Source organism: Sanguibacter antarcticus (genome assembly GCF_002564005.1).
Classification (GTDB): domain Bacteria; phylum Actinomycetota; class Actinomycetes; order Actinomycetales; family Cellulomonadaceae; genus Sanguibacter; species Sanguibacter antarcticus.
In genome coordinates, this window is sequence record NZ_PDJG01000001.1 from 1,410,944 (window position 1) to 1,435,575 (window position 24,632).

The following is a 24,632-nucleotide window of genomic DNA, read 5'->3' on the forward strand; positions in this document are numbered from 1 at the left end:
AACTTGCGTTTTCAATTCATACCAAATTTACTCCGCCAGACATGACCAACCACCCCACAACGAGGCAGCCAACCACACCCAAGCGAAGGGTCTTGGCATTGACTATTAAGCACACTGTTGAGTTCTCAAAGAACGGACGCTCACCATTCCAGACCTTCCAGCCTGTACTCGGGGCAGCCTCTCTAGCCTAACCTAGCTGAACTTTCCTGTCCAACCGCCTTGGAAGGCAGTTGGAGAACAAGTCCTGACCAGGCCACCACGCTACACCTGCGATGAGCCGTAGCTCAACCACTGGTGTTCACATGGAATCCAGCCTTGGGACCAGCCACTTCGCGCCAGTTCCGAAGAACTTCGCCGTGGTGTCTGTGCCTCCCAACCGGGCTGACTTCCAGAACATTACGTGGAGATGAACACCAGCGTCAAGTCCTGCGCTCGTGACCCACGCCACGACCCCAAGTTCACCCGACGGCGGTGCGTGCAACAGCAAGAGTCTTCTTGCCACGCCGGAGCAACGCCCACCGGCCGTGGAGCAGGTCTGCTGCGTCGAGCACCGCATCCTCCGAGGTCACCTTGACGTTGTTGACGTATGCGCCACCCTCGGCGATCGCGCGCCGCGCTGCGGCCTTCGACGTCACCAGACCGCTCGCGATCATGAGGTCGACGATCGTCGTCCCTAGTTCAGCATCAGTCGCTGGGAGCTCAGCGACTGCTCCACCGAGCGTTGCAGCGTCGAGCGCCTCGAGGTCTCCTCGGCCGAAGAGTGCATGGCTCGCTGCGATGACGCTCTCCGTTGCGGATGCGCCATGCACCAACGTCGTCACGTCGGCTGCGAGCGCACGCTGGGCCTCGCGGGCGGCAGGTCGCTCCACGACCGCCTGCTCCAGCTCGGCGATCTCGTCTCGGGAACGGAACGTGAACGTCTTGAGCCAACCAACGACGTCCGCATCGTCTGCGTTGACCCAGAACTGGTAGAAGGCGTACGGGCTGAGCATCTCGGGATCGAGCCAGATAGCACCCCCTTCTGACTTGCCGAACTTCGTGCCGTCCGCCTTGGTGATGAGCGGCGTGGTCAGAGCGTGCACCGTCCGATGCTCTGCCTTGCGGACGAGCTCGACGCCAGCGAGCAGGTTGCCCCACTGGTCGTTGCCTCCCGTCTGGAGCGTGCACCCGTGCCGACGGTTGAGCTCGAGGAAGTCCATTCCCTGGAGGATCTGGTAGCTGAACTCCGTGAAGGAGATCCCCTGGTCGCTGTTGAGCCGGCGTGCGACCGTCTCCTTGGCGAGCATCGTCCCGAGGCGGAAGTGCTTGCCGACGTCACGCAAGAAGTCGATCGCCGCGAGCTCGCCTGTCCAGTCGAGGTTGTTCGCCATCGTCGCAGGGTTCTCACCCTCGAAGGACAGGAACCGTGCGATCTGACGACGCAGGCGCTCGACCCAGTCAGCAACGATGTCTCTCGAGTTGAGGACCCTCTCCCCTGACATTCGCGGGTCGCCGATCAGACCGGTCGCTCCGCCGACGAGAGCGATCGGTCGGTGTCCCGCGAGCTGCAGGTGACGCAGGACCACGAGCTGGACGAGGTGTCCATGGTGGAGGCTCGGCGCAGTCGGGTCGAAACCGCAGTAGTACGTGACGGGTCCGCTCTCGAGCGCCTCACGCAGGGCCTCGATATCGGTGGTCTGAGCCACCAGCCCGCGCCATTCCAGCTCGTCAAGAACGGTACTCACTGCGATCTCCCTCGGTCCTGTGCCGCGTCCGGTCCGCGACCCGCGTCCTAGTCTGCCGTGTCATCGTGGCTCCCCCGAACCTCCCGGTGCCTGACGGTCTCGCGTCGTCGCCGCCCGGTATGCCGAGACCGTCGGTTCACCGTCCAACCAGAGGCGCCACGGAAACGTGGTGCCGTCACCGCCAGGACCTGAGACGCCTACCCGTGGGCCGCACGAGACTGCGCCCCCGCTCGACCGCGCCGGATCGTGCAGGACGACGACGCCGTGAGGATCGGTCAGATCCGTCCCGTCCAGGGAATGGTCGATCCCCAGCGCCACCGTGAGCCGTGCCGGACCGCGTGCCAGGTCGCGCGCCGAGCCCACCACCCCTCGACGTGTCCGCCGGGCCTGCGCGAGCTCCTGCCCCTCGACGATCTCCCCCGCGCGCAGCAAGATCCCGGACGCCTCGTCGCCCGACCCGGCAACGATGTTCATGCACGCATGGAGGCCGAGGTGGCGGTAGACATAGAGATGACCTGCAGGTCCGAACATGGTGGCGTTGCGTCGCGTCTGCCCCCGGAAGGCGTGCGACGCAGGATCCTGGGATCCACGGTAGGCCTCGACCTCCGTGATCCGCACGGTCACGGTGCCTTCGTCGATGCGGCTGTTCACATGCATGCCGAGCAGGTCGTGCGCCACCGCGAGCGTGTCCCGTTCGAACCACGAACGGTGAGCCACAACCGTCATCGTGCGTCCTCGTCCTGCGCCCCGCCCAGGAGCGACGGGGCAGCCGGTCGTGACGGGCCGTCCTGCCGCTCCCCCTCCCCGTCGAGGTGCACATGCGCACGCTGTGCAGTGAGGTTGGCTGCGTAGTGGGCGCGCTCCTGCGTCATGAAACGGGACCAGTGCTCGAGGGCGTCCGTCCCGTCCCGTTCGAGACCGCGCGCGAGCCGAACCGCGTCCGGCGCCTCGACCCAGACGATCGTCGGCAGAAACTCGTCGACGCTGGACGACGCAGAGCCACAGCCCTCGACGACGATCACGTCCGACGGCTCGACGACCACGGTCTCGGCATACGAGTCCGCGATCCAGTCGAAGCGCCGGTACGTTCCTGATATCCCCTGCGAGAGCGGGGTGAGGACCGCGCCGAGCAGCTGGTCCACACCTGCATCCAGCCCCGTCCAGCCCGCATAGAGGTCGTCCATGTGGACGATCGTCGCACCGAGGGCCTCGACGATCTGGGCCGCCAGGGTGGTCTTTCCTGACCCGGCCGGCCCGTCGATGCAGACCAACCGGGCTCCCCCGAGGCCCGCCGGCCCGCGACCGATGTCCTGGAGGAGCCCGGCCAGGACACCCGCCGGGACGGTCATCGCACGGAGAGCGTGCGACGACCGTCCCGAGGACGTGCGTCGTGCTCGATCATCCGTTGACCCAGAACCGGTACTCCGCCACCCGGACCTTAGCGGCCTCGAGCTGCTCTGCGACCCGCTCCGGAGCCGTCCCGCCCACCGCGTTGCGCGAGGCGAGCGATCCCTCCACCGTGAGCACGTCACGGACCGCTGGCGTCAGGTGCTCAGAGATCTCGGCCAGATCAGAGTCGGAGAGATCCCACAGCTCGATGCCGCGCTCCTCGCATGCCTGGACACAGGCTCCGGCGACCTCGTGCGCCACCCGGAACGGGACGCCCTCGCGGACGAGCCACTCGGCCACGTCTGTCGCGAGGGAGAAACCCTGCGGTGCGAGCGCAGCCATCCGGTCCACGTCGAAGGTCAGCGTCGAGACCATGCCCGCGAAAGCCGGAAGCAGGACGGTGAGGGTGTCGACCTGGTCGAAGACCGGCTCCTTGTCCTCTTGCAGGTCCCTGTTGTACGCGAGCGGAAGCCCCTTGAGCGTCGCGAGGAGACCCGTGAGATCGCCGATGAGACGCCCAGCCTTGCCGCGAGCGAGCTCCGCGACGTCAGGGTTCTTCTTCTGGGGCATGATGCTCGACCCGGTGGAGTACGCGTCGTCCAGACGGACGAAACCGAACTCCTTCGTGTTCCAGACGATGATCTCCTCAGCGAACCGCGACAGGTCGATCCCGAGCATCGCCGAGACGAACGCGAACTCGGCGACGACGTCGCGGCTCGCCGTCCCGTCGATCGAGTTCTCCACCGCCGAGTCGAACTCGAGCTCTGCCGCCACGGCTTCCGGGTCGAGCCCGAGAGACGAACCCGCCAGCGCACCAGAACCGTACGGCGACCTGGCCGCGCGAACGTCCCAGTCGATGAACCGGTCCACGTCGCGCAGCAGCGGCCACACGTGCGCCAGGAGGTGGTGCGCAAGGAGCACCGGCTGGGCGTGCTGGAGGTGGGTCCGACCAGGCATGGCTGCCCCCGGGTGCGCCTCGGCCTGGCCGATGAGCGCGTCAGCCACGTCGAGGGCGAGCCCGCCGACGACCTTGGCTTCTTCGCGGAGATACATCCGCACCAAGGTCGCGATCTGGTCATTGCGCGAACGTCCGGCACGGAGCTTTCCACCGAGGTCGACGCCCGCACGCTCGATGAGCCCACGCTCGAGAGCCGTGTGGACGTCCTCGTCGGCAAGGACCGGCAGGAACGTCCCAGACTCGACGTCAGCAGACAGGGCGTCGAGCGCGGCGAGCATGTCCGTCAGCTCGTCCTCGGTGAGCAACCCCGCGGACCGGAGCACGCGAGCGTGCGCCCGTGACCCGGCGATGTCCTGCTGTGCCAGACGCCAGTCGAAGTGCGTGGACTGCGACAGCGCCTGGAGAGCCTTGGCAGGACCACCTGCGAAGCGTCCCCCCCACAGGCTCACGGGCGCGTCAGCAGCAGGCGTGACCGTCTGGTCGTCGCCTCCAGACGTCAGCGACGCTGCCGGAACGATCTCGTCTCCCACGTCAGGCCTTGGTCGCCGGGAGCGACGTGCCCGAGAGGTCCACGCCGTTGCCGAACTTCACGTCGCGCGCTGCCGAGAGCTTGGCGGTCAGGCCGTAGATCTCGATGAAACCACGAGCCTGCGACTGGTCGAACGAGTCGCCCTCGTCGTAGGTAGCGAGGTTGAAGTCGTAGAGGCTCGACTCGCTGCGACGTCCGCTCACCGTGGCCCGGCCACCGTGCAGCACGAGGCGGATCTCTCCCGAGACGTACTTCTGCGTGTCGTCGATGAAGGTCTCGAGAGAGCGCTTGAGCGGCGAGAACCACATGCCGTCGTAGACCAGCTCGGTCCAGCGCTGCTCGACCGTACGCTTGAACCGCGCCTGCTCGCGCTCGATGGTGACGTTCTCGAGCTCCTGGTGCGCGGCGATGAGTGCCATGGCCCCCGGTGCCTCGTAGATCTCGCGCGACTTGATACCGACGAGGCGGTCCTCGACGATGTCGATACGCCCGACCCCCTGGGCGCCGGCTCGGCGGTTCATCTCCTGGATGGCCTGCAACGGGGTGACAGCGATGCCGTCGAGCGCGACCGGGATGCCCTTCTCGAACGTCACGACGACCTCGTCCGCCACGGGCGGGAACGTCGGGTCGTCGGTGTAGCTGTAGACGTCCTTGGTCGGCGCGTTCCAGATGTCCTCGAGGAAGCCCGTCTCGACGGCGCGACCCCAGACGTTCTGGTCGATCGAGAACGGGTTGTGCTTCGTCGTCGCGATCGGGAGGCTGTGGTTCTCGGCGTAGCCGATCGCCTTCTCGCGCGTCAGCGCAAGGTCACGGACCGGCGCGAGGCACTTGAGGTCCGGAGCGAGCGACGTGATGCCCACCTCGAAGCGCACCTGGTCGTTGCCCTTGCCCGTGCAGCCGTGGGCGACCGTCTGGGCATCGAACTGGCGCGCAGCACGGACGAGGTGCTTGACGATCGTCGGGCGCGAGAGCGCAGAGACGAGCGGGTACCGGTCGAGGTAGAGCGCGTTGGCCCGCAGCGCCGGCATGCAGTACTCCTCGGCGAACTCGTCGCGGGCGTCCGCGACGTAGGCCTCGACGGCCCCGCAGTCGAGGGCACGCTGGCGGATGACCTCGAGGTCTTCACCGCCCTGACCGACGTCGACGGCCACAGCGATGACCTCGGCCCCGGTTCGCTCGGCGATCCATCCGATAGCAACGGAGGTGTCCAGGCCGCCCGAATAGGCGAGCACGACGCGTTCAGTCATGGCTTTGTCTCTTTCTCGACGTGGTGTGTATGGAGCAAGTCTGTCATCGGGTCACGCCGGGCGTGACCCTCACGCAAGCAGGTCTATGGGGTGTCGCTCGCAAGAGCGACGAAGCGGGCGGCGAGCTCGTCGCCCCCGTCCGCCTCGCGGGCGATGACGAGCACGGTGTCGTCTCCCGCGATCGTGCCGAGCACGCCAGGGAGCACCGAGTGGTCGATCGCCGACGCCAGGTACTGCGCCGCGCCCGCCGGTGTCCGCAGGACCACGAGGTTCGCAGAGCTCTCTGCTGACACCAAGAGCTCCCCGCACAGACGAGTCAGCCGGGCGGCAAGATATTCCCGGTCGTCGGTCGCCTGCACAGAACGGTCGCCGCCCTCGCCAGGGACCGCGTAGACAAGGACACCGCTCGACGTGCGGACCTTCTCGGCGCGCAGCTCGATGAGGTCTCGAGACAGCGTCGCCTGGGTGACGTGCAGCCCGTCCGCAGCGAGAGCCCGGGCCAGCTCGGCCTGAGAGTGGATCTGCTCACGGACGAGCAGCTGGACCACCCGCGCATGACGTGCAGTCTTCGTCGCAGGAACGCTGCCGACCGGGACGCTCTGGAAGGTCATGACCTGTCCATGAGCCACGTCATGAGCGCCTTCTGCGCGTGCAAGCGGTTCTCCGCCTCGTCCCAGACGACCGACTGCGGGCCGTCGATGACTTCGGCGGTGATCTCTTTGCCACGGTACGCAGGCAGACAGTGCAGGACGATGGCGTCGGACGCCGCGTGCGCCAGCAGGGCAGAGTCGAGCTGGTACGGGACGAACGGCTCAGCACGCTCGTCCGCGGTCGCCTCGTCGCCCATGGAGACCCAGGTGTCGGTCGCTACCGCGTCCGCCCCCTGGACCGCAGCGAGCGCGTCCGACGTCACCGTGACCGAGCCGCCCGTCTGCTCGGCGACGGCTGCCGCAGCCGCGAGGATCCCGGCGTCCGGCAGGTAGCCGTGCGGGGTACCGACCCGGACGTGCATCCCAGCCGTCGCGCCCCCGAGGAGGTACGACTGCGCCATGTTGTTCGCGCCGTCACCGACATAGGCGAGCGTCTGGCCCCGCAGCGCAGCGACGCCGCCGCGGTGCTGGGCGATCGTCGTGAGGTCGGCCAGGATCTGGCACGGGTGGAAGTCGTCCGTCAGCGCGTTGACGACGGGCACCCCGCTCACCGCTGCCATCTCCTCGACGCGAGACTGCGCGTGCGTGCGCCACACGACCATCGACACCTGCCGGCCGAGCACCCGTGCTGTGTCGGCGATCGACTCACGGACCCCGATCTGGGCCAGGTTGCCGTCGACCACGAGCGGGAAGCCGCCGAGCTCGGCGATCCCGGTGGTGAAGGACACCTGGGTCCGCAGCGTCGGCTTGTCGAAGATCACGGCGACCGCGCGCGGGCCCGCGAACGGCGTGTGCGCGTGGCGGTCCGTGCGGAACCTGAGCGCGAGCTCGAGCACCTCGGCCTGCTCGGCCGGGTTGAGGTCGTCGTCGCGGAGCAGGTGGCGGATCGGTCCGGTGGGCATCGTCAGGACTCCTTGGCTGTGAGGGCTGCCGGCGTGCGCGGCAGGGCGGCGAGGAAGGCGACGAACTCGTCCGCCTGCTCGCGGGTGAGGATGAGCGGCGGAGCGAGCCGCAACGCTGTCGGGCTGACCGCATTGATGATGAACCCTGCCTCGAGCGCTGCCGACGCCACGGTGGGCGCCACGTCGGACGTCAGCTCGATGGCGATGAGCAGGCCGGTCCCCCGCGCCGACGCGACGAGCGGGTGCCCGAGGGCTTCCACCGCGGCACGCAGGTGAGCACCGACGGCCGTCGCCTGAGCGAGCAGACCGTCGCGCTCGATGACCCCGATCGTCGTCAGCGCGGCCGCGGCCGCGACGGGGTTCCCGCCGAAGGTCGACCCGTGTTCTCCCCGGCCGAGCAACGTCGCGCAGTGCGGTCCGAACGCGACCGCGGCCCCCATGGGGAACCCACCGCCGAGCCCCTTGGCGAGCGTGACGACGTCCGGGACCACGCCCTCGCCGATGTGCGGCTGCTGGTGTGCCAGCCACGACCCCGTCCGGCCCATGCCGGTCTGGACCTCGTCGAGGACGAGCAAGGCACCGTGGTCGCGCGTCAGCTCACGGGCCCGGGTGAGGTAGCCCGGGGGCAGCGAGCGCACGCCGGCCTCGCCCTGGATCGGCTCGATGAACAGGGCTGCGACGTCCGACCCGACCGAGAAGGCGTCCTCGAGCGCCCGGACGGCACCGAACGGGAGGAACTCGACACCGCCGGGAAGAGGCTCGAACGGCTCGCGGTACGCCGCCTTGGAGGTCAGGGCGAGCGCCCCCATCGTCCGACCGTGGAAGCCGCCCTCGAGCGCGAGGACGCGCGGACGACCCGTGCGTCGTGCCATCTTGAAGGCGGCCTCGTTGGCCTCGGCGCCCGAGTTGGTGAAGAAGACACGCGAGCCCTCGGGCGCGCCGCTCAGATCGATGAGCCGCTCAGCGAGCGCGATCTGGGTGGGCGTGCCGAAGAAGTTCGAGACGTGGCCGAGCGTGCCGAGCTGGGCGCTGATCGCCGCTGTGAGCGTCGGGTGGGCATGGCCGAGGGCGTTGACCGCGATTCCGGCAAGGAGGTCGAGGTACCGCTGACCGTCTGCGTCCCACACGTAAGCACCCTCGCCGCGCACCAGCACACGCTGGGGTGGACCGAACGTGTCCATGACCGAGAACGTATAGCGCTGGGTCCATTCCGTGACGGAACCCGCCACAGCATCCCTGCGGTGGGACGGCGCCGAAGTGGCCTGCACGGACGAGGCCTGGGCGGAGGTACGGCTCAGCTCGCTCATGACTCGGCTCCGGGGGGCGTCGCGCGGGTGATGGGCGCGGCTGCTGCGTAGGTCGTGTGCGGTACAGAGAGCCGACCGTCGCTGTCTGGCACCACCATCGTGCCGATGCCTCGCGCGGTGAAGACCTCCATGAGCACGGAGTGCGCGACGCGTCCGTCGATGACGTGCGCCTGGCGCACCCCGCCACGCACCGCGCGCAGGCAGGCTTCCATCTTGGGCACCATCCCGGACTCGAGCGTCGGCAGGAGGTCGGCGAGCGCCCCGACGGAGATCTCGCTCGCGAGAGACGTGCGGTCGGGCCACGACGTGTACAGACCCTCGACATCCGTGAGGATGATGAGCTTCTTCGCACCGAGCGCGACAGCGAGCGCGGCGGCGGCCGTGTCCGCATTGACGTTGAGGACCTGCGTCGGGTCCGCGATGTCGGGAGCGATGGTCGAGACGACCGGGATACGACCAGCGTCGAGGAGGTCTTGGACAGCACGCGGGTCGACCTCGACGACGTCGCCCACGAGCCCGACGTCGACGGGCTCGCCGTCGACGGTCGCGGTGCGCCGGCGCGCGCGCAGGAGCCCGCCGTCCTCGCCAGACAGGCCGACCGCGTTGGGTCCGTGCGCGTTGAGGAGCCCGACGAGCTCGCGGGACACCTTTCCGGTGAGCACCATGCGGACGACGTCCATCGCTTCGGGGGTCGTCACACGCAGCCCTCCGCGGAACTCGCTCTCGATGCCGAGGCGATCGAGCATCTCCGTGATCTGCGGACCGCCGCCGTGCACGATGACTGGCCTGAGGCCGACCTGGCGCAGGAACACCATGTCCTGGGCGAAGGCCGCCTTGAGGCCGTCGTCGATCATCGCGTTGCCGCCGTACTTGACCACGACGAGCGCACCGTCGAACTGCCTGAGCCAGGGCAGCGCCTCGATGAGCACCTCGGCCTTCTGCGAGGGTGCGAGGTCTGCTGCCACGTCGATGTCGCTGAGATCGAGAGTGCTCATGAGGAGTACGCGCTGTTCTCGTGGACGTAGTCGTGCGTGAGGTCGTTGGTCCAGACGGTCGCTTCCGCGTCCCCGGCGTGCAGGTCCACGACCACGGTCACGTCCCTGTCGGAGGCGAGGTCGACGAGCTCACGGGCATCCCCGACGCCACCGGCGCGGCACACCTGGACACCGTTGATGGTGACGTCGAGCCGTGCTGCGTCGAAGGGCGCCACCGACTCGGGGACGGTCCCCACGGCAGACAGGACGCGGCCCCAGTTCGGGTCGTTGCCGAACACTGCGGCCTTGAAGAGGTTCGAGCGCGTCACGGCACGGGCGACCGCGACGGCTGCGTCCTCGGTCGTCGCGCCCACGACCCGGACGGCGATGTCGTGGCTGGCGCCCTCGGCGTCGCCGACGAGCTGACGGGCCAGGCTCGCGCACGCTTCTGTCAGGGCGTCGGTGAACTCCTCGGCCGAGGGGCGGGAGCCGCTCGCCCCGGACGCGAGCAGGACGACCGTGTCGTTGGTCGACATGCAGCCGTCCGAGTCCACGCGGTCGAACGTGCAGGCGGTGGCTGCGCGCAGGGCGGCGTCTGCGAGCGCGGCGTCGATCTCGGCGTCGGTCGTCAGGACGCAGAGCATGGTGGCGAGGCCGGGAGCGAGCATCCCTGCACCCTTGGCCATGCCGCCGATCGTCCAGGTCCCGAGGTCGGGTGCCGCGTCGCCGTCGGAGGTGATCGTGACGGTGACGACCTTCGGGACGGTGTCGGTCGTCATGATCGCGTGCGCAGCGTCGTCGCCGCCGTCGCTGGAGAGGTGGGCGACGGCGTCGTCGACCCCGGCGAGCAGCGCGTCCATGGGCAGGCGTGTGCCGATGAGTCCTGTGGAGCAGACGAGGGTGTCGCCCGGAGAGATGTCGAGCGCAGCGGCGAGGTGCTCGGCGGTGCGGTGGGTATCGAGGAAGCCCTCTGGCCCGGTGCAGGCGTTCGCTCCCCCAGAGTTGAGGACGACGGCCCGCGCACGGCCGTCGGCTGCACTCTGCCGCGACCACGTCACGGGAGCTGCCTCGACCCTGTTGGAGGTGAAGACGGCGCTGACCACGTCAGACGGGCCGTCGTTGACCACGACGGCGACATCTGGCTTGCCGGTCGACTTCAGACCGGCCGCGACGCCCGCTGCCCGGAAACCTTGTGCTGAGGTGACGCTCACGGGGCTGTTCCTTCGTGTTCGAGGCCCATGGTCTGAGGTAGACCGAGAGCGATGTTCATGGACTGGACGGCTGCGCCGGCAGTGCCCTTGACGAGGTTGTCGAGAGCGGTGACGGTGACGACGCGTCCTGCGCGTCGGTCGATCGCGACCTGGACGAGCGCGGTGTTGGCGCCGACGGTCATGGCCGTGGTCGGCCACTGCCCTTCGGGGAGGAGCTCGACGAACGGCTCTCCGTCGTAGGCCTGCTCCCATGCACGACGCACGTCGGTGAGCGTGGCGTGCTCGTGCCCTGCAGCGAGACGCGCGGTGGCGGTCGAGAGGATCCCGCGGGACATCGGCACGAGGACGGGCGTGAAGGAGACCGTGACCTCGGGGGCGCCGGCGAGGCGAAGGTTCTGCTCGATCTCGGGGACGTGCCGGTGGGAGCCGCCGACCCCGTAGGCCTGCGCTGAGCCGAGCGCCTCGGAGGCGAGCAGGTGCGTCTTGAGGCTCTTGCCTGCCCCGGAGTAGCCGACGGCGAGCACGGCGACGAGGTCTCGTGCGTCGATGATCCCGGCGGCTACACCGGGCTGGAGGCCGAGCGTCACTGCGGTGACGTTGCACCCGGGGACGGCGATGCGACGCGCCCCGGCGAGGTTCTCTCGCTGCTTGGTGACGGCCCGCTCGCCGTGCACGTCCGAGGCGAGCAGGAGCTCGGGCAGCCCGTAGGGCCACGTTCCCGAGTGCTCGGAGCCGTAGAACTCGGTCCAGGCGGCCGGGTCGACGAGCCGGTGGTCGGCACCGAGGTCGAGGACGAGCGTGTCAGCAGGCAGGAGCGACGCGATCTCGCCCGAGGCTCCGTGCGGCAGCGCCAGGACGACCACGTCGTGGCCTGCCAGGTTCTCTGCGGTCGTCGGTTCGAGGATGCGTCCGGCGAGGCCGCGGAGGTGCGGCTGGTGCTCACCGAGCGCCGAGCCTGCGTTGGAGTGCGCAGTGAGGGTGCCGATCTGGATCTCCGGGTGGCCGCTCAGGAGCCGGAGAGTCTCGCCGCCGGCGTATCCGCTCGCACCTGCTACCGCTACCGTGAAGACCATGTGCATAACCATACACTCCGACGGAAGATGATGCACCTATCGCGATAGGCTCCGACGACGGACATCGAACCGATAACGGACAGGAACGATCCATGAACGACACCACGCCCTCCGCCCCCCGACAGGTCGTCCGCGCGCTGCGTGCTGGCGGCGTCGAGGTCCTCGAGCACCGCGACGAACCGGCTCCCGTCGCCGGACCGGGCGAGGCTCTCGTCGACGTCGCCGCGGTCGGCGTGAACTTCATCGACACCTACCTTCGGTCCGGGGTCTACCCGACGACCTACCCGAGCGTCCTGGGCTCGGAAGGCTCCGGCGTCGTCGCCGCTGTCGGCACAGGTGTCACAGACGTCTCCGTCGGCGACCGTGTCGCCTGGTGCGACGCCCCCGGCTCGTACACGAGCCAGGTGATCGTCCGTGCCGAGCGACTCCTCGTCGTCCCCGACGAGGTCGACATGCGTACCGCGGCCGCCGTCCCGCTGCAAGGACTCACCGCCCACTACCTCGCGACGTCGACGTACCCGATCTCCCCCGGCGACGACGTCCTGCTGCACGCCGGCGCCGGCGGCGTCGGCCTCCTCCTCACCCAGCTCGCGACCGCCCGAGGCGCCCGGGTCATCACCACCGTCTCGACGGACGCGAAAAAGCGCCTCTCGCGCGCCGCAGGAGCACACGACGTCATCAGGTACGACACCCTCGAGGACCTGACGTCCGACCTTCCAGCGATCGTCCGCAGCCTCACCGACGGCCGCGGGGTGCACGTCGCCTACGACTCCGTCGGCAGGGACACGTTCGACGCATCGCTCGCGTCGCTGCGTTCCCGCGGGATGCTCGTCCTCTTCGGCGGCTCCTCCGGACAGGTTCCCCCGTTCGACCCGCAGCGTCTCAGCGCGGCCGGATCCGTGTACCTGGTCCGGCCGACGCTCGGAAGCTACGTCGCCACACGAGAAGAGCTCGTCTCACGATCCGACGAGGTCTTCGCAGCAGTGCGCAGCGGCGCTCTCTCGGTACGCATCGGCGCGACCTACCCGCTCGCCGACGCAGCCCAGGCGCACGCGGCCCTCGAGTCTCGCTCGACCACCGGCAAGGTCCTGCTCCTCCCCTGACCCACCAGCCAGCTACCCTCAGAGCATGAACAGCTCGTGGGCCGACGGCGGATACGAGGACCGAGACCCCGGGCCGTCGCGCGCCGCACGGACCACGCTGACCGTCCTCGTCCTCCTCGTCACCGCGCTCAGCGCCGTGGTGTACCTGAAGTTCGGTCTCGACCAGTCCCGCGACGAGTGCTACCGCGACGCACCGCGAGGGACCTCCGTGGACGAGATCACGACCGGCCTCCGCTGGTTGCCTCCGGGCTACGACTGCTCCTACGACTCCTGAGCCCCTCGCGGCGAGGGGTACCGGGCAGCGCCGGCCAGCACCTCGACGTGGTGGAAGTGATCGATCGGACCACGTCCGTGACCGACCTGCAGCCCCTCGCCTGCACGCAGCGCGCCCGTCAGCCAGGCCTTCGCCGTACGCACGCTCTGCTCCCAGGAACCGAGACGCGGCTGGAGCGCAGCAACAGCCGAGGAGAGCGAGCACCCGGTGCCGTGCGTGCTCGTGGTGCGCACACGAGGCGCATCGAGCTCGACGACCCCACCGTCGACGACCAGCGCGTCTGGGCTGCGTCCCCCTGTGAGGTGACCGCCTTTCACCAGAACCGCAGCACCGACCGTCGCTTCGAGGCGGATCCCCTGGGCGACCGCCTCCTGCCACGAGGTAGCTGCCGGCTCGTCGACCAGGACGGCCAGCTCGGCCAGGTTCGGGGTCACGAGGTCCGCCCTCGAGAGGAGCCGGACCAGCGCCGTCCGTGCATCGTCGTCGAGCAGGCTGTGCCCGCTCGTCGCGACCATCACCGGGTCGACGACCACCACCGGGACGCGCACCTCCGCGAGCCACCCGGCGATCACGTCAGCGTTCGCCGCCGTCGCGACCATCCCGACCTTGACCGCGTCGACGACGACGTCGTCGCTCACTGCTTCGAGCTGCGCACGCAGAAAGTCCGCCCCCGGGACGTGCGACGAGCGCACCCCCCGGGTGTTCTGCGCGACGAGCGCCGTCACGACCGCCATGCCGTACGCACCGTGGGCCGCGAACGACTTGAGGTCGGCCTGGATCCCGGCACCACCGGTCGGATCGGTCCCTGCGATGCTCAGGACACGGGGACGAGCAGGGGCAGACGTCATGAGCGACATCCCTTCGCTAGTACGAGCTAGATCAGGTTCGACGGGTGTGGTCTCAGCCCGAACCGTGCGCGGGCACCCCGTGTCGCTCACGACGATACTCAACCTCGCAGGACGGCTCCTACCTGACGGTGTGCCTCGGCGACAGCGGCCTCACGGACGGCTGCTGTGTCCGCCGCCGTGAGCGTGCGATCGGCTCCACGCAGCCGCAACGAGAACGCGAGCGACTTCTTGCCCTCACCCACCTGCTCTCCGACGAACACGTCGAAGAGGCGCAGCTCCTCGAGCAGCGGCCCTGCGCCCTCCTCGACCGCGTCGAAGACCCGCTGTGCAGGCACGTCGGCATCGACGACGAGCGCGAGGTCTTCCTTCGCGAGGGGGAAGGTCGAGACGGTCGTCCCCTGGAGCGGCTCGGTCGCAGCCGCGGCGAGCAGCACGTCGAGATCCACCTCGAACGCGACCGCACGGGCAGGGAGGCTGAGCTCCTCGACCGCCTTCGGGTGCAGCTCGCCGGCGTGGCCGACCACGGTCCCGTCTACGAGCTCGAGGCGCGCGCAGCGCCCCGGGTGCCACGGCGCGTGGTCGGCATCGCTCGTCACCGTGACCTCGACCCCCACCCGTTCCGCGACGAGGCGCGCTCCTGCGACGGCGTCCGTCCAGTCGGCGGGGCGCCCTGGTCCCCACCACCCGGCGAGGTCACGCTGTCCGCACAGCACCCCGGCGACCCGACGAGGCTGGTCGGGAACCGCGGCGTCGATCTCGGCGAGCTGCTCTGCGGAGGGACGCACAGCCCCCGGAAAGAGCGGCGCGGCGGGTGCGCCAGGTCGCGGCCGGGTCACGAGACCGATCTCGAACAGCGCGAGGTCGCTCTGCCCGCGCGCGACGTTGCGACGTGCGGTGTCGAGAAGCGTCACCAGAAGGTTCGTGCGCATCTCGTTCTTCTCGGCAGACATCGGGTTCGCCAGGACGAGGGCGGTCCGCCGCGCGTCGTCGGGTGCAAGACCGAGCTCGTCGTGCTGCGCTCGACCGACGAACGGGTAGCTCAACGTCTCGACGTACCCGTCCTCAGCCAGAGCGCGCGCGACGCTCCGACGGACCCGCTGGTTCGAGGTCAGGCCCCGCCCGGCTGGCGCAGCAGGAAGGATCGACGGGATCGCGTCGTACCCGACGAGCCGCGCGACCTCCTCGACGAGCTCAGCAGAACCGACGAGGTCCGACCTCCAGCTCGGTGCCACGACGTCGACGAGACGCGGCTCGCCGGCGACCGGCGCGACCTCGCACCCGATCTCCGTGAGGACCGTACGCACCTGGTCCGGCGTGTACGCGACACCGACGAGACGTTCAGGCTCGTCCAGCGCAAACCGGATCGTCGTTGCTGGCAGCACCACGTCGAGCACGCTCACAGCGTCGTCGGCCGTGCCACCACCGAGCTCGACGAGGAGCTCTACGACACGCTGGGCGGCTACTGCCGCCAGCCGTGGATCGACACCGCGCTCGAACCTCTTCGCGGCTTCGCTCGGCAGCTTGTGCCGACGTGCCGTGCGGGCGACAGAGATGGGATCGAAGTGGGCGGCCTCGACGAGCACGTCCGTCGTCGCGGCCGTGACCTCGGTCTCGGCACCACCCATGACGCCTGCCAGGCCGAGGACCCGGGCACCGCGGTCGCCGGACGGGCTGTCGGTGATGAGGAGGTCCTCAGGGCTCAGGGCCCTGTCCGCACCGTCGAGCGTCACCAGGCGTTCACCCTCGACAGCCCGGCGGACGACGACAGGTTCGGCCACGGTCGCCAGGTCGTAGGCGTGCAGCGGCTGCCCGAGATCGAGCATGACGTAGTTCGTCACGTCGACGGCGAGCGAGATCGGCCGCATCCCGGCCTGGGCGAGCCGACGCTGCATCCAGGCCGGCGAAGGAGCGGACGCGGCAACACCCCGGACGATACGGGTGACGAACGCGTCGCACCCGGTGATCCCGTTGACCGGACCGTCGTCCGAGACCTCTACGCGGAACCCGGTCGCCGTCGCTGCAGGGACCGCTGCCGTCGGCAGACCACGGTCGGTGAACGCTGCACCCGTCGAGTGTGCGTACTCACGGGCGACCCCTCGCATCGAGAAGCAGTATCCCCGGTCCGGCGTGACGTTGATCTCGAGGACCTCTTCGTCGAGCCCCAGCAGCGCGAGCGCGTCCGCGCCCGGCGTCACGTCGTGCCCCGTCGCCGCAGAGTAGCCGAGCCGCTCCAAGACGATGATCCCGTCGTGGTCGTCGCCCAGCCCGAGCTCGCTCTGGGAGCAGATCATCCCGTCCGACAGGTGTCCGTACGTCTTGCGTGACGCGATCGGGAACGGTCCAGGAAGCACCGCACCGGACAGCGCGACGACGACGAGGTCGTCGACGACGAAGTTGTGCGCACCGCAGACGATCCCGCGCGGGACCGTCGGCAGGCCAGAGTCGTCGAGGACGTTGTGCCCGCCGACGTCGACCTGGCACCAGTTGATGACCTTGCCGTTCTTCTGAGGCTCCTTCTCGAGCGAGACGATCCGTCCGACGACGAGCGGTCCCGTGACGCCGCTCGACCGGACCCCCTCCTCCTCGAGCCCCACCCGCACGAGCGCGGCGGCCAGCTCTGTCGCGGTCAGGCCCACGGGCAGCTCGACGTGCTCTCCGAGCCAGGAGAGTGCGATGTTCGGCATCAGATGTCCATTCCGAAGTGCTGGGAGAAGCGGATGTCGCCCTCGACCATGTCGTGCATGTCAGCGATCCCGTGGCGCAGCATGAGGGTCCGTTCGATCCCCATGCCGAAGGCGAACCCCGAGTACACGGTCGGGTCGATGCCCGCCGCGAGGAGCACGTTGGGGTTGACCATGCCGCACCCGCCCCACTCGATCCAGCCGGCGCCCCCCTTCTTCTGCGGGAACCACAGGTCGAGCTCTGCGCTCGGCTCCGTGAACGGGAAGAACGACGGGCGCAGGCGTGTCTTGGCCTCTGGCCCGAACATCGCCTTCGCGAAGTGGTCGAGCGTGCCGAACAGGTGAGCCATGGTCAGGCCCTTGTCGACTGCGAGACCTTCCACCTGGTGGAAGACGGGCGTGTGGGTCGCGTCGAGCGCATCGGTGCGGAAGACCTTGCCCGGGCACGCGACGTAGACAGGGAGCTCACGCTCGAGCAGGGTCCGCGCCTGGACCGGAGAGGTGTGCGTGCGCAGGACGAGATGGGACTCCGTGGTCAAGCTCTGGTCCTCACCAGCCGCACCTGCGACGAAGAACGTGTCCTGCATCTGACGTGCGGGGTGGTCCGGCCCGAAGTTCAGGGCGTCGAAGTTGAACCACTCGGCCTCGACCTCCGGGCCGTCGGCGATCTCCCAGCCCATCGAGACGAAGAAGTCTCCGACACGCTCCTGGAGCGCCTCGAGCGGATGCCGTGCCCCGGGTGCGCGGCGCACAGGAGGGAGCGTCACGTCGACAGACTCCTCGACGAGGACCCGTGCGGCACGCTCGGCGTCGAGCTCGACCTGACGTGTGGCCAACGCCGTGGAGATCCGCCCACGGGCAGGGCCGAGAAGCTTGCCGGCGACGGCCTTCTCAGCAGGTGCCAGACGACCGATCTCACGGTTCGCGAGCGCGATCGGGCTGCGGTCCCCCGTGTGCGCGATCCGCACAGCCTTGAGCTCGTCGAGGTCTTGAGCCTCCAGCACCGCGGTGAGCGCCGCACGGACGGCGGACTCGACCGCGGTCGAGTCGAGAGGAGAGAACGGCGGGACGGCGGGATCGGGCGCTGCAGGGGTGGACATGCTGACCTTCCGAGCGGAGGGGGTTGAGCCGAGCGGCCCTGAAGATTCTATGCGCGCCCCTTCGGTGCACGAGCCGGATATCGGCTCGTGACCGCACGTCGGACGAAGTACGACGCGACCACCACCACGACCAGACCGGCTGTCGCGGCGAGCTGTCGGCGCGCAGTCTCGTCGAAGAGCATGAGCACCCCGACCCCGCCGAGCCCGGCGATCGTCGCCCACGTGAGGTAGGGGTACCCCCACATACGGACGATGAGCAGCCCTTGCTCCTCGAGGCGAGGTCGCAGGCGCAGCTCAGACACTGCGATGAGGACCCACATGACCAGGAGGCTCGCGCCGACAGCGTTGAGGAGGATGCCGAGGATCGCGTCCGGGAGCCAGGCGTTGAGCGCCACGGACACGAGCCCGAAGACGATGGACGTCCACACCGCGACATCAGGGACGCCGCGCCGGGAGACGTGAAGGAACATCTGCGCGCCGTCGTCGCGCTGGGAGAGCGAGAAGATCATGCGCGACGTGCCGTAGACGTTGGCATTGAAGGCGGAGAGCAGCGCGACGACGACCACGACCTCCATGATCGTCGCCGCGGCCTCCAGGCCGGCGAACTCGAGGACCGCGACGAAGGGTCCCTGGAGCAGACGCTGCGAGTCCCACGGCAGGACGAGAACCATGACGGCGACCGAGCCGATGTAGAAGAGCAGGATGCGCCAGACGGTGCTCGCCGCCGCGCGGGCGATGCTGCGCTGAGGATCCTCGGCCTCGGCCGCCGCGATGGTGACGATCTCGATCCCGCCGAACGCGAAGACGACCGCCAAGAGCCCGGCCGCGATCCCGGCGACGCCCTTCGGTGCGAACCCGCCGTCGTCGAGCATCGGTGTGATGCCGACAGCCGACGGGACGTCGACGACTCCCGTGAGGAGCAGCACGCCGACGACGAGGAACGCGCCGATCGCAGCGACCTTGATCGCCGCGAACCAGAACTCGAACTCACCGAAGCTGCGGACACCGGACAGGTTCACGACGGCGAAGAATGCCACCACGACGAGCGCGACGAGCCACTGCGGGACACCGGGCAGCCAGCCGTGGACGATCTGGGACGCACCGGTAATCTCCACACCGAGGACCATGACGAGCATGATCCAGTAGAGCCAGCCCATCGTGAATCCGGCCCATCGACCGATGCCGATCTCTGCGTACATCGAGAAGGCGCCGCTCGACGGCATGGCCGACGCCATCTCGGCGAGCATGCGCATGAGCATGATGACGAGGAGACCGGCGACCATGTACGACACGAGGACGGCCGGGCCTGCGGCCTTGATCCCCTGGCCCGTCCCGAGGAAGAGGCCTGCGCCGATGGCCGACCCCAGACCCATCATCGTCAGGTGGCGCACCTTGAGCCCCGAGGAGAGGTGCTGCTCCGATGCCATCGTCGCTCCTAGCGCTGAGCGCGAGCGCTGGCGTACAGGCAGACCGTGGCCGCCGTCGCGAGGTTGAGCGACTCGGCCTTGCCGCGGAGCGGCACCCGGACGACGGCGTCGGCGAGAGCACGCTCGTCCGCGCGCAGGCCCCAGGCCTCGTTCCCGAACACCCAGGCCGTCGCGCCGGCCAGGTCCGGGGTCCCTGCGGCCCGGCGACCGTCCGGACCTGCGACGTCGAGGAGGTCGTCGAGATCGAGGTCACCCGACCCGTCGGCGGCCAGCACCAGGAGCCCGTTCGCCTGCAGCGCCCCCACGAGCGCGCTCACGGTGATCCCGGTCAGGACAGGCAGGTGGAACAGCGACCCTGCAGTCGACCGGACGACCTTGGGGTTGTAGATGTCGACGCTCTCGCCGGCGAGCACCACGAGGTCAGCACCGGCGGCGTCCGCCGCACGGATCACGGTTCCCGCGTTCCCAGGGTCGCGAACGTTCGAGAGCACCGCGACCAGGCGCGGGGCCGTGCGCAGCTGCTCCAGAAGGAGGTGCTCTGTGCTGCCGGTCCCTGCGGTCGTCGCGCTCTGCTCCACCACCGCGAGAATCCCCTGTGCGTCGGGGCTCATCGCTGCGAGCACCTCGTCGCTCACACGATGCACGCGGAGGTCGAGGGCGCGCGCGCTGCCGGTGATCTCGTCGTAGCGCGCGTCGGCCGCAGCCGAGACGTACACGTCGCGGATCCGTGCAGGAACGAACGCGACCGCCTCACGTACACCCTGCGGTCCCTCGACGAGGAACCTGTTGGTCCGGGAACGCGCAGAACGCCCGGCCAACGACCGTACCGACCGCACCCGCTCACTGCGGGAGTTCGTCAGCTCAGTCATCGTCCGGGCGTCCTGGAAGTCTGTCGTGGTCCGGCACAGCGACGAGCGCCGTGACCGTGCAACGACTGGCTCAGGCTGCGTTCCTGGGGGCGTTGACGTCCTCAGGGAGAGCAGCCTTGGCGACCTTGACGAGCGCGTTGAACGCTGCAACGTCGCTCACAGCGAGCTCAGCGAGCACGCGACGGTCGACCTCGACACCAGCAGCCTTGAGGCCCTGGATGAGACGGTTGTATGTCATTCCCTCGGCGCGGGCCGCAGCGTTGATGCGCTGGATCCACAGCTTCCGGAAGTCTCCCTTGCGGGCCTTGCGGTCACGGTAGGAGTAGACGAGGGAGTGAGTGACCTGCTCCTTCGCCTTGCGGTAGAGACGCGAGCGCTGACCGCGGTAGCCGCTGGCGCGCTCGAGTGTTGTACGACGCTTCTTCTGGGCGTTGACCGCCCGCTTCACGCGTGCCACGTGATGCTCCTTGCAGTTAGGGGCTGGATGGTGGTCCGTCGACCGAGCCGCGAGGCCCGGTCAGGTGGGTCACTTACCGAGCAGCTTCTTGATCTTCTTGACGTCGGCAGCGTTGACAACCTGGTCGGAGGACAGACGGCGGGTGCGCCGGCTCGACTTGTGCTCGAGCAGGTGACGCATGCCAGCCTGCTCGCGCATGATCTTTCCACCGCCGGTGGTGCGGAACCGCTTCTTGGCGCCGGAGTGAGTCTTGTTCTTCGGCATGGCTGCCGCTTCTCCTTGGGTCTGGTCAGGCGTCACGTTCGATGCTTGACGTATGTCGGGCTGGGACCGGTAGGTGCCAGCTCGGTGAGGTCTAGGACCTCTCCAGGTGGTCGTGGTGCTGTGCTACTCGCTCTTCTTCGGAGCGGGCTTCGCAGCAGGTCGCGGGGTGGCTGGCTTGGGCGTCGCCTGCTTGGGCATCGCCGTGGGCTTGGCCATCGGCCGCGGGGTGGCTGGCTTCGGCGTCGCAGGCTTCGGTGCTGGCACCTTCGCGCTCGGTGCTGCCTTCGCGGCCGGCGCCGTCTTGTCGACCGGTGCAGCCTTCTGCGCAGGCGCAGCAGCCTTGACCGGAGCAGCCTTCTCGGCAGGAGCCTCGGCGACGACCGGTTCGGGCGTCGGCTCAGGCTCTGCTGGAGCTACCGGGGCAGGCTCAGCCGCTACCTGCGCCTGTGCTTCGAGGACCTGGGTCTCGAAGTCGGGCCGGTCCGCAGCCTGGTCCGAGTCGTCCTCGGCCGGGCGCTCGGTGCGCTCCGGCTTGGTCGGCTGGGTCTCCTGCGTGCGTCGACGCTGCTCGCTCTTGGCGTCAGCCTTCTTCTTCGTCGGGCCGAGCACCATGATCATGTTGCGCCCGTCCTGCTTGGGCATGCTCTCGATGAAACCGAGCTCGACGACGTCCTCAGCAAGACGCTGCAGAAGACGCACGCCCATCTCAGGACGAGACTGCTCGCGCCCACGGAACATGATCATGACCTTGACCTTGTCGCCGGCGCTGAGGAAGCGCTCGACGTGGCCCTTCTTGGTCCCGTAGTCGTGCGGGTCGATCTTGAGACGGAAGCGGATCTCCTTGAGGACGGTGTTCGCCTGGTTGCGGCGCGCCTCACGGGCCTTCATGTCCGACTCGTACTTGAACTTCCCGAAGTCCATGAGCTTGCACACCGGCGGGCGTGCGTCAGGGGCGACCTCGACCAGATCGAGATCAGCGTCCTGGGCAAGGCTCAGGGCGACCTCAATGCGGACGACGCCGACCTGCTCCCCACCTGGGCCGACGAGTCGGACCTCGGGGACGCGGATCCGATCGTTGATGCGAGGCTCGCTGATGTGATGCTCCTAAACACTCGGTAGCTGGTCCGTCGGGAATGAGAAAGGCCCCCATCCCTGAGCGCAGGGTGGAGGCCATCACATCCGACGAACGCACTGCTCCGCTCACACATCACGCGAGGCACTGCTGCTCACGTCCGCGGATCGTCGAGACTCCGCGGACAACTCGGACCGGACCCGGACTCTGCTGTCACTTGCGTGAGCGATCGAGACTCGGGTGGGATGAAATCCACTTGCGCACCTGTGGTCGCGCTGCGCTGTCACCAGAGAAAAGATCTACTGACGACTACACGAGCAGCAAACACAAGTCGGTCGACTGATGACTCTACCACCCGTTCACCGAGATGCTCGACACGGCATTGCACCCCCGGGGCTACATCGCCGACCTCGACCTCGGAACGTCTGTAGCGACCTGCTCGCTGGTCGCCGTTCAGCCACGCACACATTTTCATGGAGTTGATCGAATCCTGGACTCATTCCAGATTGCATGCTTTGATGAAGTCATGACAATCGCCCCGTTCGACGTCGAGCTCCGCTCGGCAGGACTGCGCGTGACCGCAACCCGGCTGGCGGTCCTCGAGGCCGTCAGCCGTCACCCTCACGCGGACGTCGAGCACGTCGTCGCGGCCGTCCGCGCTGCCATCGGCACCGCTTCGGTCCAGGCGGTCTACGACATCCTCGCGGCGCTGGCAGCCGCGGGCCTCGTCCGTCGGATCGAGCCGGCCGGGCACCCAGCCCGCTACGAGCGTCGGGTCGGCGACAACCACCACCACATCGTGTGCCGTCGGTGCGGAGCCCTCGAAGACGTGGACTGCACCATCGGGCACGCCCCCTGCATCACACCCACGACCGACCACGGCTTCACCATCGACGAGGCCGAGGTCACCTTCTGGGGGCTCTGCCCCCACTGTCGAGCACGCAGCATGCCGTGAGCGTGCACGCCTGCCGTCCTGATCTTCTCGACCACGAGCACCCATCGTCCGACCACACCAAGGAGACACCTGTGACTGACAACTTCACGACCAGCCAGACGGGGGCGCCCGTCCCGAGCGACGAGCACTCCCTCACCGCGGGTCCCGACGGTGCGACGGCGCTCCACGACCGCTACCTCGTCGAGAAGCTCGCGCAGTTCAACCGCGAGCGCATCCCGGAGCGCATCGTCCACGCCAAGGGCGGCGGGGCGTTCGGCACCTTCGAGGTCACCGGCGACGTCTCTCGCTACACGCGCGCAGCCGTCTTCCAGCCTGGCGCCACAACCGAGACGCTCCAGCGCTTCTCCAGCGTCGCCGGCGAGCAAGGCAGCCCCGACACCTGGCGCGACGTCCGTGGGTTCTCGGTGAAGTTCTACACGACCGAAGGCAACTACGACATCGTCGGGAACAACACCCCGGTGTTCTTCATCCGCGACGGCATCAAGTTCCCCGACTTCATCCACTCCCAGAAGCGTCTGCCGGGCTCCGGGCTCCGCGACGCCGACATGCAGTGGGACTTCTGGACCCTGTCGCCCGAGTCGGCGCACCAGGTCACCTACCTCATGGGCGACCGCGGGCTTCCCCGCTCGTGGCGCGAGATGCCCGGCTTCGGCTCGCACACGTACCAGTGGATCAATGCCGAGGGCGAGCGGTTCTGGGTCAAGTACCACTTCACCTCGAACCAGGGCAACGTCGAGATGGAGGGCTCTGAGGCCGAGCTCATCGCCGGCGGGGACGCCGACTACTACCGTCGCGACCTCTACGAGGCCATCGAGTCGGGCGACTTCCCGTCCTGGGACGTCCACGTCCAGGTGATGCCGTACGAAGAGGGCAAGACCTACCGCTTCAACCCCTTCGACGTCACGAAGGTCTGGCCGCACTCCGACTACCCCCTCATCAAGGTCGGGACGCACACGCTCAACCGCAACCCGGAGAACTTCTTCGCACAGATCGAGCAGGCGGCGTTCTCCCCGGCGAACCTCGTCCCGGGCATCGACGCGAGCCCGGACAAGATGCTCATGGCGCGCATCTTCTCCTACCCCGACGCTCAGCGGTACCGCGTCGGCACCAACTACAACCAGCTGCCGGTCAACGCGCCCAAGGCCCCGGTGCACAACTATTCGCAGGACGGCGCACAGCGTCACCACTTCAGCTCGGCGACGACGCCCGTCTACGCACCGAACTCCAAGGGTGGTCCCGTCGCAGACGAGGCCCGAGCCGGTGCAGGCAGCTGGGAGCAGGACGGCGAGCTCGTCCGCGCCGCAGCGACCCTGCGCGCTGACGACTCGGACTTCGGCCAGGCGGGAGCCCTCTACCGAGACGTGTTCGACGACGCGGCGAAGGCCCGCTTCCTCGAGACCCTCACCGGCGCCGTCGGAGGCGTCACGACGCCAGAGATCCGTGAGCGTGCGATCTGGTACTGGACGAGCGTCGACGAGACGCTCGGCGCCCAGCTGCGGGCCAACCTCGAGAGCCCGGCCCAGACCGCGAACGAGTCGGCCGAGCCCGTCGGCGTCGGCGAGTAGCTCCTCCGTCGCTCCACGAGCGTGACTGCAGGACCGGCATCCGCGCGGTGCCG

The 24,632-nt window shown here is 68.7% G+C and carries 23 protein-coding genes and 1 riboswitch; of the genes, 4 read left to right on the forward strand and 19 right to left on the reverse strand.

Going from position 1 to position 24,632, the window contains the following annotated elements; genetic code table 11:
- Positions 1-458: 458 nt before the first annotated feature.
- From tyrS to argC, 11 genes are all read right to left on the reverse strand, one after another.
- Positions 459-1,724, reverse strand: a complete 1,266-nt coding sequence (gene tyrS / locus ATL42_RS06370; protein WP_098454627.1) for a tyrosine--tRNA ligase — start codon at positions 1,722-1,724, stop codon at positions 459-461.
- 60 nt (positions 1,725-1,784) lie between these two features.
- Complete coding sequence (locus ATL42_RS06375; RefSeq protein ID WP_211281785.1) at positions 1,785-2,450, reverse strand: DNA-3-methyladenine glycosylase; 666 nt, start codon at positions 2,448-2,450, stop codon at positions 1,785-1,787.
- Positions 2,447-3,073 carry a uridine kinase family protein gene (locus ATL42_RS06380; RefSeq protein WP_143556707.1) on the reverse strand — a complete coding sequence of 209 codons (627 nt, stop codon included), beginning with the start codon at positions 3,071-3,073 and terminating at the stop codon, positions 2,447-2,449. The genes ATL42_RS06375 and ATL42_RS06380 overlap by 4 nt, the downstream gene beginning before the upstream one ends.
- 49 nt (positions 3,074-3,122) lie before the next feature.
- Complete coding sequence (gene argH, locus ATL42_RS06385; protein ID WP_098456387.1) at positions 3,123-4,571, reverse strand: argininosuccinate lyase; 1,449 nt, start codon at positions 4,569-4,571, stop codon at positions 3,123-3,125.
- A 31-nt stretch (positions 4,572-4,602) separates the two neighbouring features.
- Positions 4,603-5,847, reverse strand: coding sequence for an argininosuccinate synthase (locus tag ATL42_RS06390; RefSeq protein ID WP_098454629.1), 1,245 nt, complete (start codon positions 5,845-5,847; stop codon positions 4,603-4,605).
- A gap of 83 nt (positions 5,848-5,930) precedes the next feature.
- Positions 5,931-6,458 carry an arginine repressor gene (locus ATL42_RS06395; RefSeq protein ID WP_098454630.1) on the reverse strand — a complete coding sequence of 176 codons (528 nt, stop codon included), beginning with the start codon at positions 6,456-6,458 and terminating at the stop codon, positions 5,931-5,933.
- Positions 6,455-7,399, reverse strand: coding sequence for an ornithine carbamoyltransferase (gene argF / locus ATL42_RS06400; protein WP_098454631.1), 945 nt, complete (start codon positions 7,397-7,399; stop codon positions 6,455-6,457). The genes ATL42_RS06395 and argF overlap by 4 nt, the downstream gene beginning before the upstream one ends.
- Positions 7,400-7,401: 2 nt before the next feature.
- Positions 7,402-8,706, reverse strand: a complete 1,305-nt coding sequence (locus tag ATL42_RS06405; protein WP_098454632.1) for an acetylornithine transaminase — start codon at positions 8,704-8,706, stop codon at positions 7,402-7,404.
- A complete protein-coding gene (gene argB / locus ATL42_RS06410) occupies positions 8,703-9,701 on the reverse strand; it encodes an acetylglutamate kinase (protein WP_245862209.1) in 999 nt (332 codons plus the stop codon). Before argB ends, ATL42_RS06405 begins: the two co-directional genes overlap by 4 nt.
- Positions 9,698-10,891, reverse strand: a complete 1,194-nt coding sequence (argJ, locus tag ATL42_RS06415; RefSeq protein WP_098454633.1) for a bifunctional glutamate N-acetyltransferase/amino-acid acetyltransferase ArgJ — start codon at positions 10,889-10,891, stop codon at positions 9,698-9,700. The genes argB and argJ overlap by 4 nt, the downstream gene beginning before the upstream one ends.
- Positions 10,888-11,970 (reverse strand): N-acetyl-gamma-glutamyl-phosphate reductase, encoded by a 1,083-nt coding sequence (argC, locus tag ATL42_RS06420; RefSeq protein WP_245862210.1) that lies wholly within the window; start codon positions 11,968-11,970, stop codon positions 10,888-10,890. The genes argJ and argC overlap by 4 nt, the downstream gene beginning before the upstream one ends.
- Before the next feature lie 86 nt (positions 11,971-12,056).
- On the opposite strand from argC, the gene ATL42_RS06425 reads away from it, so the two are divergent.
- Both ATL42_RS06425 and ATL42_RS06430 read left to right on the forward strand, forming a co-directional pair.
- On the forward strand, positions 12,057-13,067 hold the full coding sequence (locus ATL42_RS06425; protein WP_098454635.1) for a quinone oxidoreductase family protein: 1,011 nt from the start codon (positions 12,057-12,059) through the stop codon (positions 13,065-13,067).
- A gap of 25 nt (positions 13,068-13,092) precedes the next feature.
- Positions 13,093-13,341: a hypothetical protein gene (locus tag ATL42_RS06430; RefSeq protein WP_098454636.1), complete on the forward strand. Its 249-nt coding sequence runs from the start codon at positions 13,093-13,095 to the stop codon at positions 13,339-13,341.
- Here the strand turns inward: ATL42_RS06430 and thiD are convergent.
- The 8 genes from thiD to infC all read right to left on the reverse strand — a co-directional run bounded on the left by thiD (position 13,329) and on the right by infC (position 22,082).
- Complete coding sequence (gene thiD / locus ATL42_RS06435; RefSeq protein WP_098456388.1) at positions 13,329-14,189, reverse strand: bifunctional hydroxymethylpyrimidine kinase/phosphomethylpyrimidine kinase; 861 nt, start codon at positions 14,187-14,189, stop codon at positions 13,329-13,331. The two genes, ATL42_RS06430 and thiD, sit on opposite strands and share 13 nt — an antisense overlap.
- Positions 14,181-14,279: riboswitch (TPP riboswitch) on the reverse strand. (Overlaps the previous gene by 9 nt.)
- 8 nt (positions 14,280-14,287) lie before the next feature.
- Complete coding sequence (gene pheT / locus ATL42_RS06440) at positions 14,288-16,873, reverse strand: phenylalanine--tRNA ligase subunit beta (protein ID WP_098454637.1); 2,586 nt, start codon at positions 16,871-16,873, stop codon at positions 14,288-14,290.
- On the reverse strand, positions 16,873-17,970 hold the full coding sequence (pheS, locus tag ATL42_RS06445; protein ID WP_098454638.1) for a phenylalanine--tRNA ligase subunit alpha: 1,098 nt from the start codon (positions 17,968-17,970) through the stop codon (positions 16,873-16,875). The genes pheT and pheS overlap by 1 nt, the downstream gene beginning before the upstream one ends.
- Before the next feature lie 47 nt (positions 17,971-18,017).
- Complete coding sequence (locus ATL42_RS06450; protein ID WP_098454639.1) at positions 18,018-19,397, reverse strand: amino acid permease; 1,380 nt, start codon at positions 19,395-19,397, stop codon at positions 18,018-18,020.
- An 8-nt stretch (positions 19,398-19,405) separates the two neighbouring features.
- Entirely contained in the window at positions 19,406-20,266 is an 861-nt protein-coding gene (locus ATL42_RS06455) for a TrmH family RNA methyltransferase (RefSeq protein ID WP_098454640.1), read from the reverse strand.
- Between the two features lie 70 nt (positions 20,267-20,336).
- Complete coding sequence (rplT, locus tag ATL42_RS06460) at positions 20,337-20,723, reverse strand: 50S ribosomal protein L20 (protein ID WP_098454641.1); 387 nt, start codon at positions 20,721-20,723, stop codon at positions 20,337-20,339.
- A 69-nt stretch (positions 20,724-20,792) separates the two neighbouring features.
- Positions 20,793-20,987, reverse strand: a complete 195-nt coding sequence (rpmI, locus tag ATL42_RS06465; protein WP_098454642.1) for a 50S ribosomal protein L35 — start codon at positions 20,985-20,987, stop codon at positions 20,793-20,795.
- A 123-nt stretch (positions 20,988-21,110) separates the two neighbouring features.
- Positions 21,111-22,082, reverse strand: coding sequence for a translation initiation factor IF-3 (infC, locus tag ATL42_RS16840; RefSeq protein ID WP_098454643.1), 972 nt, complete (start codon positions 22,080-22,082; stop codon positions 21,111-21,113).
- A gap of 503 nt (positions 22,083-22,585) precedes the next feature.
- Here infC and ATL42_RS06475 point away from each other — a divergent pair.
- The gene (locus ATL42_RS06475) at positions 22,586-23,014 is read left to right on the forward strand and encodes a Fur family transcriptional regulator (RefSeq protein ID WP_098454644.1); all 429 of its coding nucleotides are present in this window, start codon (positions 22,586-22,588) and stop codon (positions 23,012-23,014) included.
- Between the two features lie 71 nt (positions 23,015-23,085).
- Entirely contained in the window at positions 23,086-24,579 is a 1,494-nt protein-coding gene (locus tag ATL42_RS06480; protein ID WP_098456389.1) for a catalase, read from the forward strand.
- Positions 24,580-24,632: the final 53 nt, after the last annotated feature.